The sequence below is a fragment of the Amycolatopsis sp. NPDC003731 genome (genome assembly GCF_053586895.1).
Genome location: NZ_JBSFNC010000211.1, coordinates 1 through 12666, shown reverse-complemented (window position 1 = coordinate 12666; position 12666 = coordinate 1). Strand labels below are relative to the sequence as shown.

The following is a 12666-nucleotide window of genomic DNA, read 5'->3' as shown; positions in this document are numbered from 1 at the left end:
GCCAATTGCGGTGGTGATACTCGGGCCATGTTGATCCACCCGTGGGATGCGTCGTCCTAGGGGGCTTCGCCGCCCCTGGACCCCCCTGCGGTTGGCTGGGTTGTTACTTGAGCCAGGCTTCTGTTTCCCCTGTTGTGTTTGCTATGTAGCCGTCTGGGCGGATCAAGATTTTTTCCAGGTCGGGCCAGGGGAGGTTGGTTACCTCTGCTACGAGTACCTCTGTGTGGGGGGTTGGTGTTGGGGTTTTTGTCAGCAGGACCCAGTTTCCTTTGTGGAATAAGTCGCTTGCGTGGCCTTCCTCCAGGGGGAGGTCGGGGAGGCGGGTTCCTGTCGCCGGGTGGGTTTCCGTTGCCGGGTAGCGGATGTTGAGGCCCGAGATCATTCCTGACAGGTGGTGCTGGACCTCCGGGAGTCCGGTCAGGTCTCGGAAAAGGGCTCTCAGGGCCAGTTGGTTCGGGTTTGTGGGGATCAAGGCGTTCTGGGCCGCCACGTTCTGCAGGACGTCTTGGGCCACCTTGCGGCGTTCCGTTTCGTAAGTTTCCAGGAGACCCGGTGCGGCTCGGTTGCGGAGCTCGGCCGCCAGTTTCCAGCCCAGGTTCATCGCGTCCTGGATCCCCAGATTGAGGCCCTGCCCCCCGGCCGGGAAGTGGATGTGAGCCGCGTCGCCCGCCAGCAGGACTCGGCCCACCTTGTACGTCGCGGCCAGGCGGCTGTCGTCCGAGAAACGGGATGCCCAGCGGATTTCGGCGATCTCCGCCTCCGGGCCGAAGCGCTCCGCGACCGCCTCGCGCACTTCCTCGGGAGTCACCGGGGCCCGGAGGTTTTCCGGGCGGTTCAGCCGGTCTCCGAAGCTGATGCGGTACAGGTTCGGCTCGCCCAAGGGGATCACGCCGACGAACTTCCCCGGGCTCTGCGACGTCACCATGTTCGTCATCGAGCGCCACCGCGTCGGCGCCCCCGGAGGCGTCTTCTCGAACAGGACGTCCGCCGCCACGCCGTGGCCCTGCCCTTCGATGCCCTCGAACCGCAGGTTCAGCGCCTTGCGCACCGTGCTGCGACCGCCGTCGCAGCCCACCAGGTACTTCGCCCGGACGCGCAGGTCGTCCGCCGTGATCGTGACACCGTCGGCGTCCTGGACGAAGCCGGTCAGCTCGTGGCCCCGCCGCACCCGGACACCCAGTTCGTTCAGGCGCTCCTCCAGCGCCGCCTCGACCTCCGCCTGCGGGATGCCCAGCTGGTACGGGTGACGGGTGTCCCAGCCCGCGTAGCTCACCGGGAGCACCGCGAAGTGTCCGTCTGCGACAGTCGCGAACGAGCGGTCCTCCGCCCGGCCCAGCAACCCGCGCAGATCCAGCACTTCCGCCGTTCTCGGCTGGAGGTTCAGCGCCTTCGACAGCCCCGTCCGCTCGTGCATCCGCTCGAGCACCTGGACGTCCACTCCGGCCAACGCCAGCTCGTTCGCCAGCATCAGGCCCGTCGGGCCCGCGCCGGCCACCACCACCTCTGCGGTCAGCTCCTGCATCCCCAGCTCCTTAACAATGTTAAATTGACCTGTCCCGAGAATGCCCTTAACATCGTTAAGCTGTCAAGCCGGGAGTGCGAGGAGACTGCGGAACATGGCCCTGACCAGGCAAGACATCGCGCGATCCGGGCTGAAGCTGCTCAACGACGTCGGGCTGAACGGCCTCACGCTCCGGCTGATCGCCGCCGACCTGGGCGTCAAGGCGCCCGCGCTGTACTGGCACATGAAGAACAAGCAGGAACTGCTGGACGAAATGGCGACGCAGATGTACCGCGACTCCGTGGCCGACCGGCGGCCGCCGGCGTCGGCGGGGGAGTGGGAAGCCGCCGCGCACAGCGCCCGTGCGCTGCGGCGGATGATGCTCGCCTATCGCGACGGGGGAAAGGTGTTCGCCGGCACGTACCTCGGCGACATGAGCCTGGTCGGCGAGCACCCGCTGCGCCGGAGCATCGAAGCCGGGCTCGACGAGGGGCGGGCGAGCCGGGCGACCTTCACCGTCTACTGCTTCGTCATCGGCTACGTGATCGAGGAGCAGGCCGTGCGGCCCATGCCCGGGGAGTTCGACGAGCGCTACCGCGAGTCGGCGGGCGAGGCCGTTCTCGGGGACGCCGACGCGCGCTTCGAGGACGGGCTGGCCATGGTCCTCAGTGGAGCCCGCCAGTGGCTCGAGACGACGTAAGGGCAGGTCAGGACGTTTCGGGACCCCGGTGCAAAGCCCTTGGCGACCCCGTGTAATCTATTCGAGTACCACAACGGCGCGGGGTGGAGCAGCTCGGTAGCTCGCTGGGCTCATAACCCAGAGGTCGCAGGTTCAAATCCTGTCCCCGCTACCACTCAGAGGCACGTTTCCGGGAAATCCGGAAACGTGCCTTTTTTGTCATGCCGGATCGGCTTTCACTGCCGACTTTTCCGTCCGGCGCGCGGAAAACTGCGGATCCCACGATGTGGACACCCCTCGGGGGTGGTTGCGGTGCGTGTCCGAGGTGCGCCAAGCCGGGGATCGCCGCCCGCCGAACTCACCTGCCTGGACGTGCCAGGGCGGCCCGGGTGCGTCTGGTTGGACCAAAAATCCCTGGGAGCGGTTGCAGAGCGTGTTCACGTCCACAGTGGACCACGTCGCATTGGGCCGAACGAGGGGATCTGTCTAGCCACAATGGACAGATCCGCTGACCACTGTGGACACAGCGGCCGATAAGTGGGAATCTAGGGGGCGTGTCCGAATTGAATGCAACAGCCGCCGCCCTGCTCGGTCTGCTCCACGACGGTCCCGCCACCGGCGGGCAGCTCGTCGCCGGAGCCGGAGAGCGGTTCGGTGCCTTCTTCAGCGTCACCCGCAGCCAGGTGTACCGGGAGCTCCCGGCGCTGTCCAAGGAAGGCCTCGTCCGGCTCGGCAAGCAGGGCCCGCGCTCCAGCCAGCAGTACCTGATCACCGCCGCCGGCAAGAAGGCCTTCAAGGCCTGGCTGACGTCCGAGGCCGGCCCCGACCACCTGCGCAGCCCGCTCATCCTGCGGCTCGTGCACGCGGGGTCGCTGACCGCGAAGCAGCGCCAGTCGCTGCTCGAGTCGGCCCGGACGAGCTACAGCCAGCAGCTCGACGACGCCCGGGCGGCCACGAAGGCGGCCGAGGGCCCGTACGAGAAGGCCGTCGCCGAGTTCGCCCAGGCCCAGGCCAAGGCCGCGCTGAAGCTGCTCGACGCCATCCCCGCGGCCTGAGGTTCGCGCGCCCACGACCGGTCCTCGCAACCGGTCGTGGGTTTTGCCGTAACCTTGACAAACGTGAGTGATGAGTTCGACGCGGCACTGCGGGACCTGACCGGCAAGCTGACGCAGATCGAGTCGGTGATGGACCTGGACGCGCTGCGCGCCCAGGTGGCCGACCTGGAGCAGCAGGCCTCGAGCCCCACCCTCTGGGACGACCCGGAGGCGGCCCAGAAGGTCACCAGCCAGCTGTCCCACCGGCAGGGCGAGCTGAGGCGCGTCTCCGACCTGCGCCAGCGGCTCGACGACCTCGGCGTGCTGTACGAGCTCGCCGAGGCCGAAGGCGACGCCGGCAGCATGGGCGAGGCCGAGAGCGAGCTCGCCGACCTCGGCAAGTCCATCGACGGCCTCGAGGTCCGCACCCTGCTCTCGGGCGAGTACGACGACCGCAACGCCGTCGTCACCATCCGCTCCGAGGCCGGTGGCGTCGACGCGGCCGACTTCGCCGAGATGCTGCTGCGCATGTACCTGCGCTGGGCGGAGCGCCACGGCTACCCGACCGACGTCTACGACATCTCCTACGCCGAAGAGGCGGGCATCAAGTCGGCGACGTTCAAGGTGAGCGCCCCCTACGTCTACGGCACCCTGTCGGTCGAGCAGGGCACCCACCGGCTCGTCCGGATTTCGCCGTTCGACAACCAGAGCCGCCGCCAGACGTCGTTCGCGCACGTCGAGGTGCTGCCCGAGGTCGAAGAGGTCGACCACGTCGACATCCCGGAAAAGGACATCCGGGTCGACGTCTACCGCTCGTCGGGCCCCGGTGGGCAGAGCGTCAACACGACCGACAGTGCGGTGCGCATCACGCACATCCCGACGAACATCGTCGTCTCCTGCCAGAACGAGAAGTCGCAGCTGCAGAACAAGGCGGCCGCGATGAAGGTCCTCCAGTCGCGGCTGCTGCAGCGCAAGAAGGAAGAAGAGCGCAAGGAGATGGACGCGCTCAAGGACGGCGGCTCGAGCTGGGGCAACCAGATGCGCTCCTACGTCCTGCACCCGTACCAGATGGTGAAGGACCTGCGGACCGAGTTCGAGGTCGGCAACCCGACCGCGGTGCTCGACGGCGACATCGACGGTTTCCTCGACGCCGGCATCCGCTGGCGGAAGCAGACGACCACGGTCTGATCGGCGCGGGGGGTGTTTGCGCGACCGCTCACCGTACGCAAACACCCGCTGCTCCACCCGGGTGGACCGGGCAACCGGGGCTTCACGAGACCGGTGGGTAGTATGCCGAATCGTGATCCGGCTCGAAGAGGTTTCCAAGGTCTACAAGACCTCGACGCGGCCCGCGCTCGAGCGGGTGTCCGTCGACATCGAAAAGGGTGAGTTCGTCTTCCTCATCGGTCCCTCGGGATCGGGGAAGTCGACCTTCCTCCGGCTGCTGCTGCGCGAAGAGACGCCCAGCAAGGGCCGCGTGATGGTGTCCAACTTCGACGTCGCCAAGCTGGCCCGCCGCCGGGTCCCCCGCCTGCGGCAGACCATCGGCTGCGTCTTCCAGGACTTCCGCCTGCTGGCGAACAAGACCGTCGCCGAGAACGTCGCGTTCGCCCTCGAGGTCATCGGCAAGCCGGGCCCGACCATCAAGAAGGTCGTCCCCGAGGTGCTGGAGCTCGTCGGCCTCGACGGCAAGGCCGACCGGCTCCCCAACGAGCTCTCCGGTGGTGAGCAGCAGCGCGTCGCGATCGCGCGCGCGTTCGTGAACCGCCCGCTGGTGCTGCTCGCCGACGAGCCGACGGGCAACCTGGACCCCGACACCAGCCAGGACATCATGCTGCTGCTGGAGCGGATCAACCGCACCGGCACCACGGTCCTGATGGCCACCCACGATCACTCCATCGTGGACTCCATGCGGCGCCGAGTCGTCGAGCTGCAGCTCGGCCGGGTGATCCGCGACGACGCCCGCGGCGTCTACGGCATCGGTCGCTGACCGCAGTCCGGTAACGACGCAGCCCTTCAACGACCCCGACCCCAAGGACCTGCACCCGCCATGCGCGCCAGTTTCGTCTTCAGTGAGGTAGTCACCGGCCTGCGCCGGAACGTCACGATGACCATCGCGATGATGCTGACCACGGCCGTCTCGCTCGCCATGCTCGGCGGCGGTCTCCTCGCCGTCCGGACGATCGACAAGATGAAGTCCAACTTCCTCGCCGACGTCGAGGTTTCGGTCTACCTCACCGACGACATCAGCGCGAACGACCGGAACTGCACGCAGGCGCTGTGCCAGTCGCTGCGGACGTCGCTGCAGAGCAACAACGGTGTCGAGTCGGTCGTGTTCGAGAACCGCGACCAGGCCTTCGACCGGTTCAAGAAGATCTTCGAGAGCCAGCCGGAGCTGATCGCCCTCACCGGTCCCGAGTCGCTGCCCGCGTCGCTGCACGTGAAGCTGAAGGACCCGGACCGCAGCGACGCGATCGTGCAGGAGTACGCGAACAAGCCGGGCGTGCGGAAGGTCGACGACCAGAAGAAGTTCCTCGACCGCGTCTTCAACGCCTTCAACGGGGTCCGCAACATGGCCTTCGGCGCCGCGCTCATCATGGCCATCGCCGCGCTGCTGCTGATCGCCAACACGATCCAGGTGTCCGCGTTCACCCGCCGCACCGAGGTCGGCATCATGCGGCTGGTCGGCGCGACGCGGTGGTACACGCAGCTGCCGTTCCTCCTGGAGGCGGTGGTCGCCGGCGTGGTCGGTGCGGTCCTCGGGATCATCATGCTGGTGCTGACCAAGGCGAGCTTCCTCGACTCGGTGTTCACCGGCGACGTCTTCCCGAAGATCACCATGCTGGAACTGCTGTTCCCGGTCGCGCCGATCCTGCTCGGGGTGTCCGTGGTGATCTCCGCCATCACCGGGTACGTCACGCTGCGGCTGTACGTCCGGCACTAGCTTTAACCAGCTGCTCGTCGCTCCGAGAATCACGTAGAGTGGTCGTATGCCCAAGGAACGTGGCCAGAAGGTGATCGTGTCGAACCGCAAGGCGCGGCACGATTACTCCATCCTCGACACCTACGAGTGCGGTCTCGTGCTCGTCGGCACCGAGGTCAAGAGCCTGCGCGAGGGCAAGGCGTCCCTGGCGGACGCGTTCGCGACGGTCGACGACGGCGAAGTGTGGCTGCGCAACGTGCACATCCCGGAGTACACGCAGGGCACGTGGACCAACCACATGCCGCGGCGCACCCGGAAGCTGCTGCTGCACCGGCGGGAGATCGAGAAGCTCATCGGCAAGACCAAGGAGAGCGGGCTCTCGCTGGTGCCGCTGTCGATGTACTTCAAGGACGGCAAGGTCAAGGTCGAGATCGCGCTGGCCCAGGGCAAGAAGGCCTACGACAAGCGGCAGGCGCTCGCCAAGCGCGACGCGGATCGCGACATCAGGAAGGCGATGGGCCGCGCGCTCAAGGGCCGGTTCACGGAGTGACGCCCGGCCCGGCAACCGATGCGGACGTCGCGCGCTGGACGGCGTCGCTGGGCTTGCCGGGCCTGGTCGACCTGCACGTCCACTTCCTGCCGAAGCCGGTGATGGACAAGGTCTGGGCGTACTTCGACCAGGCCGCCACGCACTACGGCACCGAGTGGCCGGTGTTCTACCGGACGTCCGAAGAGGAGCGTCTGGCGACGCTGCGGTCGCTCGGCGTCACGCGCTTCGCGCCGCTGGTCTACCCGCACAAGCCGGGGATGGCGCAGTGGCTGACCGACTGGGCGCTCGAGTTCGCCGCGCGGGTGCCGGACGCGGTGCCGACCGGGACGTTCTACCCCGAGCCCGGCGCCGGGTCTTCTGTGGACGGTGCGCTGCGCGCCGGCGCCCGGGTGTTCAAGGCGCACGTGCAGGTGGGTGCCTACGACCCGCGGGACGACCTGCTGAAGCCGGTGTGGGGCGCCCTCGCCGACGCCGGGGTTCCGGTCGTCGTCCACTGTGGACACGGTCCGTTGCGGGGCGACTTCACCGGGTTGTCGGTCTTCGGGGAGGTGCTGGCGCGGCACCCGAACCTGACGGCGGTGCTCGCGCACGCGGCGATGCCGGAGTTCGGCGCGGCGTTCGACCTGATGGCGAAGTACCCGCGGGTGCACCTGGACACCACGATGGTCGGGGTGCCGTTCGCCGAGGCGATGTCGCCGCTGCCGCCGGACTGGACCGCGCGGCTGGCCTCGGTCGCCGACCGGGTCGTGCTCGGCACGGACTTCCCGAACATCCCGTACTCCTACGCGACGCAGCTGCAGGCGATCGCCGGCTGGGCGGCCGACGATCGCCTGGGGGAGCCGTTCCTGCGGGCGGTCCTGCACGACACGCCCCTGCGGTTGCTCAGCGCTTGAGCGCGGCCCGCTCGCTTACGGTGACCGCGCGGCCGAGCAGGTCGACGACCGGGAGCTGCTTGCCGGCCAGGAGGAACCCGGCCGTCGCGAGGAGCACCCAGGGCACCGGGCCACGGGCGATGCCGTCCGACAGCGGGGCGAACCCGTGCGCCGCCAGGCCGAGCAGGCCGCCGGACGCCAGCAGGCCCGCCACGACCAGCTGCGGCGTCCCGGCGGTGATTTGGCCGGTGTCGCGCTGCATCTCGAAGTGGGCGAACAGGCGCAGCAGGCCGGCGAGCACCATCCCGCACGCCGCGAACCACGCCGGCGCCATGATCAGCCAGAACACCGTGCCCGGCGCGGGCGTCTGGTAGCCGAGGCCGTACACCGTCACGCCGGCCACGACGACCAGCGCCGGCATGTGCCAGAGGTAGACGCTCATGAACCGCGCGCCCAGCCAGCCGAGGGCGTCGCCGATGCCGGGGCGCGCCGCGAGGGCGTTGAGCTGCGGGCGGAAGGCGAGCAGCAGGCCGATCTGGCCGACGGCGAGGAAGGCGAGGAGCACGGTGGGCGGGCTCATGTTGGACACCGGCGCGCCCGGCATGCCGATCATGCTGGCCGGGTACGGTCCGAACGCGACCATCAGCGCGGTCACGCCGAACCCGGCGGCGGACAGCGTCAGCGCGCCGCGGCGGGTCAGCGAGCCGAGGCGGCCTTCGACGTAGTGGAAGCCGAGCTGGTGCACGGCGACCCAGACGAAGATCGCGTTGGCGTAACCGATGTAGCCGAAGTCGTTGAAGCGCGCGACGTCGACGAGGACGCCTGCCGCGCCCATGACGAGCGGCACCTTCAGGCCCCAGCGCCGGTGCGCGGCGACCATCAGCGGCGTGAGCAGCACGACGAGCACGTACACGGCCAGGAACCACAGCAGCTGCGCGGCGATCGCGCTGCCGACCTGCAACGGCTGCGGTGGGACGCCCAGACCGCGCAGGAAGTCCGGCACGATCAGCCAGACGGCCATCAACGGCAGCACCGGCACCATCAGGCGCTTGATCCGCCCGCCGAGCCACTGCCGCGTGGAGGCGGCGCGGCGGAAGGAGATCAGGTTGGCCGCGCCGCCCGCGAAGAAGACCAGGGGCATGACCTGGCTGAGCCAGGTGACGACCCACCAGCCCGGCGTCGCGAGGGCGTTGCCGGTGGCGAGGTGCCCGTCGGAGTAGGAGAGCACCGGCATGATCCAGTGCTGGGCGATGACGGCGAGGATGGCCCCCGCCCGGACGACGTCGAGGAATCGGTCCCGGCCCGCTGTTTGCATGCCGTTCAGCCTGGCCGGTCCGACCGGGGAAGACAGCGGTGCTGCCCGGCCTGTTCGGGGTGCTGTTCACCCCCGGTGGATGCGGGGGTTTCCCCTACCTCAGGTTGTCGGGCTCGGGTTCGTGCTGCGTGGCGGCGACCCGGTACTCCCAGCCGTGCTCGGTGAGGCCGAGCTCGTAGCGGGTCTCGATCTTCGGGCCGCCGTGCAGGTGGATGTGCCGGATGACGGTGCCGGGGATCGGCTCGGCGTCCCCGAGCTCCTGGACGCGGCCGTCGAGCGGGCCGCCGAAGAAGCGGACGCAGCGGATCTCATCGGACATCTGCGCGCTCCTCTCGCCGCCGGGTCCGCTCATGGTAGGTGAGCGCTCACAGGGGTGCCGCCCGCGGAACGGGTGACTCGTTGTCCACCCTACGGGAGGTCCGGTCACCGTCCGTCGCTCAGCGGCCCAGGTACGTCAACACCGCACGCACGCGCCGGTGTTCCTCCGCGCTGGCTTCGAGGCCGAGTTTCGAGAAGATGTTGCCGATGTGCTTCTCCACCGCGCCGTGCGAAACGACCAGGGAGTTCGCGATCGCCGTGTTGGACAGGCCCTGCGCCATCAGGCCGAGGACCTCCGACTCGCGGGCCGTCAGCGCGTCCAAGGGGTTGCGGCGGCCGCGGGCCATCAGCTGGGCGATCACGTCCGGGTCGATCGCCGTGCCGCCGCCGGCCACGCGGCGGACCGCGTCCAGGAAGTCCGCGACGTCCGCCACGCGCTCCTTCAGCAGGTAACCGACGCCGCCGGCACCGCCCGAGAGGAGCTCCACCGCGTACGACTCCTCGACGTACTGCGACAGCACCAGGACCGGCAGGCCGGGGATCTCCTTGCGGGCCGCCAGCGCCGCGCGCAGGCCCTCGTCGGTGAACGTCGGCGGCATGCGGACGTCGACGATCGCGAGGTCAGGACGGTGTTCCTTGACCGCGCCGAGGAGGTCGTCCCCGTTGTCGACGGCCGCGGCCGTCTCGATGCCCTCGTCGGCGAGCAGGCGGGTCACCCCGGCCCGCAGCAGCACGGCGTCCTCGGCGATGACTACCCGCATCCGGCCCCCAGGTTCGTGGATGAACGGGGTCCAGAATATTCACCACTGGCAGGGGAGGTCAGCCCGGATCACGGTCGGCCCGCCCACCGGGCTGACCACGGTGATCACGCCGTCGATCGTCGCGGCGCGGTCGGCCAGCCCGGCCAGCCCGCCGCCGGGGCGCACTTCCGCGCCGCCGTGGCCGTTGTCGGTGATCTCGACGACGACGTGGTCGTCGGTCCGCCACACCTTCACGCCGGCTTCGGTCGCTCCGGAGTGCTTCGCGATGTTCGTCAGCGTCTCGCCGACGATGAAGTACGCCGTCGTCTCCACCGCGGCCGGCGGGCGCGGGTCGACGTCGACCGCGACGTCCACCGGGATCGGCGACTTCGCCGCCTGCGCCGACAGCGCCGCGTCCAGGCCCCGGTCGCCGAGGACGGCCGGGTAGATGCCGCGCGCCAGGTCCCGCAGCTCCGACACGGCGAGCTTCGCGTCCGTGTGCGCCTCGTCGATGAGGTCCCGCACCGCTTGGGGGTCCTGGTCGAACTTCGACTTCGCGCGGCCCAGGCTCATGGCGACGGCCACCAACCGCTGCTGTGCGCCGTCGTGCAGGTCACGCTCGATGCGACGGCGTTCGGCTTCGGCCGCGTCGACCCCGCGGGCCCGCGACGCCTGCAGCCGCTCGGCCTTCTGCTCCAGCCGCTTCGTGCGGTTCGGCCCCAGCAGGGCCAGCGCCAGCTCGCCGTGCAGCCAGCCGAGCCACGGCGTCACCCAGATCGCCATCGGCAGCAGCACGACCGACGCCAGCGCGATCGCGAACTCCGCGCACGCCAGCGGGAAGGCGGCCATCAGGTACGCCAGGTCACGCCACGTCGTCGCGTCGCTCAGCCGGACCATCCACCGCCGCAGCAGCGGCTGCCCCTCTTCGTACGGCCGCCGCTGCACCGGGGGCAGCGGCACGTTCAGCAGCTTGCCCGCCCAGCTCCGCTCACGGTCGCCGGACCAGCGCACGAAGCTCGTCGTCGCCAGCAGGATCGGGAACCCGATCCAGATCACCGCGGTCGAGACGCCCACCGAAATGCCGACCACGACCAGCACGAACTGCAGGAGCCGGAAGACGAAGCTGACCAGCATGTAGAGGATCGTGCGAGCCGGGTGCGGCCGCGGGTGTTCCAGCTGTTGCGCCTCGCTCATCCCGCCACCAGGTTCTTCTCTTCCGCGTTTTCCCACCAGCGCTCCATCCGGCGGCGCTGCGCGACCGTCGGCCCCAGCAGCCCCGTCGCCAGCCGGGCGTGCACGCCCGCCAGCGCCCTGGTCAACGCCACCGACAACGCGACGAACAACACCCCGAGCGCTGCCCACGGTAGCGCCTCCACCGTGGTGTCCACGGTCAGCCACGGCAGCTCCGAGTTCGGGAACCGGTATTCGCCACCGGGCAGCCACCGGAAGTAGACGGGCAGGAAGACGAGCGCGAGGCTCGTCGCCCAGAACGTCGTCACGAGCACGAACTCGACCAGGCCCACCGGGAAGAGCAGGGCGAAGTAGGCGAGGTCCCGCCAGGTCGAGGGGTCCTTCAGCCGCCCCTTCCACCGCGCGGCCTGCTTGCCGGCCGGCAACGGCAGGTAGGGCAGGTCGATGTAGCGGTCCAGCAGCGCGTAGACCCGCGCCCGCTCCAGCCGGGCGGCCCCCCGCACGGCGAGCACGACCAAGGCGAGCAGGCCCACCCCGACCCACACCACGGCGGTCCCGGCGCCGGCCGACACGAACGCCGTCAGGAACCCGAACGCCAGCACCCCCAGCGGCAGGTTCATCAGCAAGAACACCACCGAACCACCGAACGGCGGATCCCGCCTTTCGTTCACCATGACCCTGCTCCTTCCCACGGACACCAGCATCGACGTTCCGCGAGGCCGGCGACATGGTGCGAGCGGGCATCCCGGCGGTAGGGCTGGCCCCACCCCTCCGGGACTAAAGCGGTCGCGCCGGGCGTTATGATGGACAGGTTGTGATCCCGACAAGGGGGTGAACGGTTTCGACTTTGGACGTTGAGTCAGGGGAAGCGTGCCGGTGCAGGCGAGAGACCACCGTAAGCGTCATCGCAAACCAATAAGCGCCGACTCCAGTCAGCGCGAGTTCGCCCTCGCCGCCTGAGCGAGTGCGACTCTGTCGGCCCGGGTTCGCCTCCGGCCCGGGTACCGGCATCAGCTAGGAGGCTCAGCGGCTGTCCCGGCCACGGGGAACAGTCGTGAAGCAAACAGTGGCTGGGCTCGTCACCTCAGCTTGTTCGCGTGACTGAGGGAGTCAAGTAAAGACGTAGCGGACTGCGCACGGAGAAGCCCTGTCGAGACGCCAGAGGACCCGGGTTCAATTCCCGGCACCTCCACGGCACTTCGCGGAAGGCCCACGCCCCTTCGGGGCTGGGCCTTCCTTCGTTTTGTCGTGTTTTTTGGGGGTCGAACCCCCAAACCCCCGCCAGGGGGCTCCGCCCCCTGGACCCCCGGGGCCGCTCGCCTTGATCTCGGGGCTCCGGCAAAGTCGGGGTGCCCTCTCGGTCGGGTACCTCAACGGCCCGAACGAGACGCTGAAGCCAGACCCGCACCCCACCCAGACCCCCCCCACCGCCCCGATCCGAAGCCCGCACGCGGACGGTGGTGCCGGGTCAAGGCACGCTTTCCCGCCTTGACGCGGTACCACCGTCCGTAGTGACAATCGCGGCTTCGGGGTGGTGGGCACC

The 12666-nt window shown here is 69.2% G+C and carries 13 protein-coding genes, 1 tRNA gene and 1 other RNA gene; 9 read left to right on the top strand and 6 right to left on the bottom strand.

Going from position 1 to position 12666, the window contains the following annotated elements; all coding sequences use genetic code 11:
* Positions 1–103: 103 nt before the first annotated feature.
* The gene (locus ACWDN5_RS43515; protein ID WP_449680383.1) at positions 104–1522 is read right to left on the bottom strand and encodes an FAD-dependent monooxygenase; all 1419 of its coding nucleotides are present in this window, start codon (positions 1520–1522) and stop codon (positions 104–106) included.
* 94 nt (positions 1523–1616) lie between these two features.
* Between ACWDN5_RS43515 and ACWDN5_RS43510 the strand changes: the two genes are divergently transcribed.
* The 8 genes from ACWDN5_RS43510 (at position 1617) to ACWDN5_RS43475 (ending at position 7580) form a co-directional block, all read left to right on the top strand.
* Complete coding sequence (locus ACWDN5_RS43510; protein ID WP_310975788.1) at positions 1617–2201, top strand: TetR/AcrR family transcriptional regulator C-terminal domain-containing protein; 585 nt, start codon at positions 1617–1619, stop codon at positions 2199–2201.
* A 77-nt stretch (positions 2202–2278) separates the two neighbouring features.
* A tRNA-Met gene (locus ACWDN5_RS43505) sits at positions 2279–2355 on the top strand.
* Positions 2356–2734: 379 nt separating this feature from the next.
* Entirely contained in the window at positions 2735–3235 is a 501-nt protein-coding gene (locus ACWDN5_RS43500; RefSeq protein ID WP_013223153.1) for a PadR family transcriptional regulator, read from the top strand.
* A gap of 63 nt (positions 3236–3298) precedes the next feature.
* Positions 3299–4402 (top strand): peptide chain release factor 2, encoded by a 1104-nt coding sequence (prfB, locus tag ACWDN5_RS43495; RefSeq protein ID WP_310975789.1) that lies wholly within the window; start codon positions 3299–3301, stop codon positions 4400–4402.
* 112 nt (positions 4403–4514) lie between these two features.
* Positions 4515–5204, top strand: coding sequence for a cell division ATP-binding protein FtsE (gene ftsE, locus ACWDN5_RS43490; RefSeq protein ID WP_003082104.1), 690 nt, complete (start codon positions 4515–4517; stop codon positions 5202–5204).
* Between the two features lie 60 nt (positions 5205–5264).
* Positions 5265–6158: a permease-like cell division protein FtsX gene (gene ftsX / locus ACWDN5_RS43485; RefSeq protein WP_310975790.1), complete on the top strand. Its 894-nt coding sequence runs from the start codon at positions 5265–5267 to the stop codon at positions 6156–6158.
* A 46-nt stretch (positions 6159–6204) separates the two neighbouring features.
* Complete coding sequence (smpB, locus tag ACWDN5_RS43480; protein WP_003082092.1) at positions 6205–6687, top strand: SsrA-binding protein SmpB; 483 nt, start codon at positions 6205–6207, stop codon at positions 6685–6687.
* Positions 6684–7580 carry an amidohydrolase family protein gene (locus ACWDN5_RS43475; RefSeq protein WP_449680382.1) on the top strand — a complete coding sequence of 299 codons (897 nt, stop codon included), beginning with the start codon at positions 6684–6686 and terminating at the stop codon, positions 7578–7580. Before smpB ends, ACWDN5_RS43475 begins: the two co-directional genes overlap by 4 nt.
* Here the strand turns inward: ACWDN5_RS43475 and ACWDN5_RS43470 are convergent.
* The 5 genes from ACWDN5_RS43470 to ACWDN5_RS43450 all read right to left on the bottom strand — a co-directional run bounded on the left by ACWDN5_RS43470 (position 7570) and on the right by ACWDN5_RS43450 (position 11797).
* On the bottom strand, positions 7570–8874 hold the full coding sequence (locus tag ACWDN5_RS43470; RefSeq protein WP_449680381.1) for an acyltransferase family protein: 1305 nt from the start codon (positions 8872–8874) through the stop codon (positions 7570–7572). The two genes, ACWDN5_RS43475 and ACWDN5_RS43470, sit on opposite strands and share 11 nt — an antisense overlap.
* A gap of 94 nt (positions 8875–8968) precedes the next feature.
* A complete protein-coding gene (locus ACWDN5_RS43465) occupies positions 8969–9193 on the bottom strand; it encodes a hypothetical protein (protein WP_310975793.1) in 225 nt (74 codons plus the stop codon).
* 118 nt (positions 9194–9311) lie between these two features.
* Positions 9312–9953: a response regulator transcription factor gene (locus tag ACWDN5_RS43460; RefSeq protein ID WP_191315430.1), complete on the bottom strand. Its 642-nt coding sequence runs from the start codon at positions 9951–9953 to the stop codon at positions 9312–9314.
* A 39-nt stretch (positions 9954–9992) separates the two neighbouring features.
* Entirely contained in the window at positions 9993–11126 is a 1134-nt protein-coding gene (locus tag ACWDN5_RS43455; protein WP_449680380.1) for a sensor histidine kinase, read from the bottom strand.
* Positions 11123–11797: a sensor domain-containing protein gene (locus ACWDN5_RS43450; RefSeq protein WP_449680379.1), complete on the bottom strand. Its 675-nt coding sequence runs from the start codon at positions 11795–11797 to the stop codon at positions 11123–11125. Before ACWDN5_RS43450 ends, ACWDN5_RS43455 begins: the two co-directional genes overlap by 4 nt.
* Positions 11798–11950: 153 nt before the next feature.
* Here ACWDN5_RS43450 and ssrA point away from each other — a divergent pair.
* Positions 11951–12318: a transfer-messenger RNA gene (gene ssrA, locus ACWDN5_RS43445) on the top strand.
* Positions 12319–12666 lie beyond the last annotated feature (348 nt).

Excerpts from the sequence above, each read along its gene's own strand:
- ACWDN5_RS43515 (WP_449680383.1), bottom strand. The coding sequence starts at position 1,522 with ATGCAGGAGCTGACCGCAGAGGTGGTGGTGGCCGGCGCGGGCCCGACG.
- ACWDN5_RS43450 (WP_449680379.1), bottom strand. The coding sequence starts at position 11,797 with ATGGTGAACGAAAGGCGGGATCCGCCGTTCGGTGGTTCGGTGGTGTTC.
- ftsX (WP_310975790.1), top strand. The coding sequence starts at position 5,265 with ATGCGCGCCAGTTTCGTCTTCAGTGAGGTAGTCACCGGCCTGCGCCGG.
- smpB (WP_003082092.1), top strand. The coding sequence starts at position 6,205 with ATGCCCAAGGAACGTGGCCAGAAGGTGATCGTGTCGAACCGCAAGGCG.
- ACWDN5_RS43470 (WP_449680381.1), bottom strand. The coding sequence starts at position 8,874 with ATGCAAACAGCGGGCCGGGACCGATTCCTCGACGTCGTCCGGGCGGGG.
- ACWDN5_RS43460 (WP_191315430.1), bottom strand. The coding sequence starts at position 9,953 with ATGCGGGTAGTCATCGCCGAGGACGCCGTGCTGCTGCGGGCCGGGGTG.
- ACWDN5_RS43465 (WP_310975793.1), bottom strand. The coding sequence starts at position 9,193 with ATGTCCGATGAGATCCGCTGCGTCCGCTTCTTCGGCGGCCCGCTCGAC.
- ACWDN5_RS43455 (WP_449680380.1), bottom strand. The coding sequence starts at position 11,126 with ATGAGCGAGGCGCAACAGCTGGAACACCCGCGGCCGCACCCGGCTCGC.
- ACWDN5_RS43510 (WP_310975788.1), top strand. The coding sequence starts at position 1,617 with ATGGCCCTGACCAGGCAAGACATCGCGCGATCCGGGCTGAAGCTGCTC.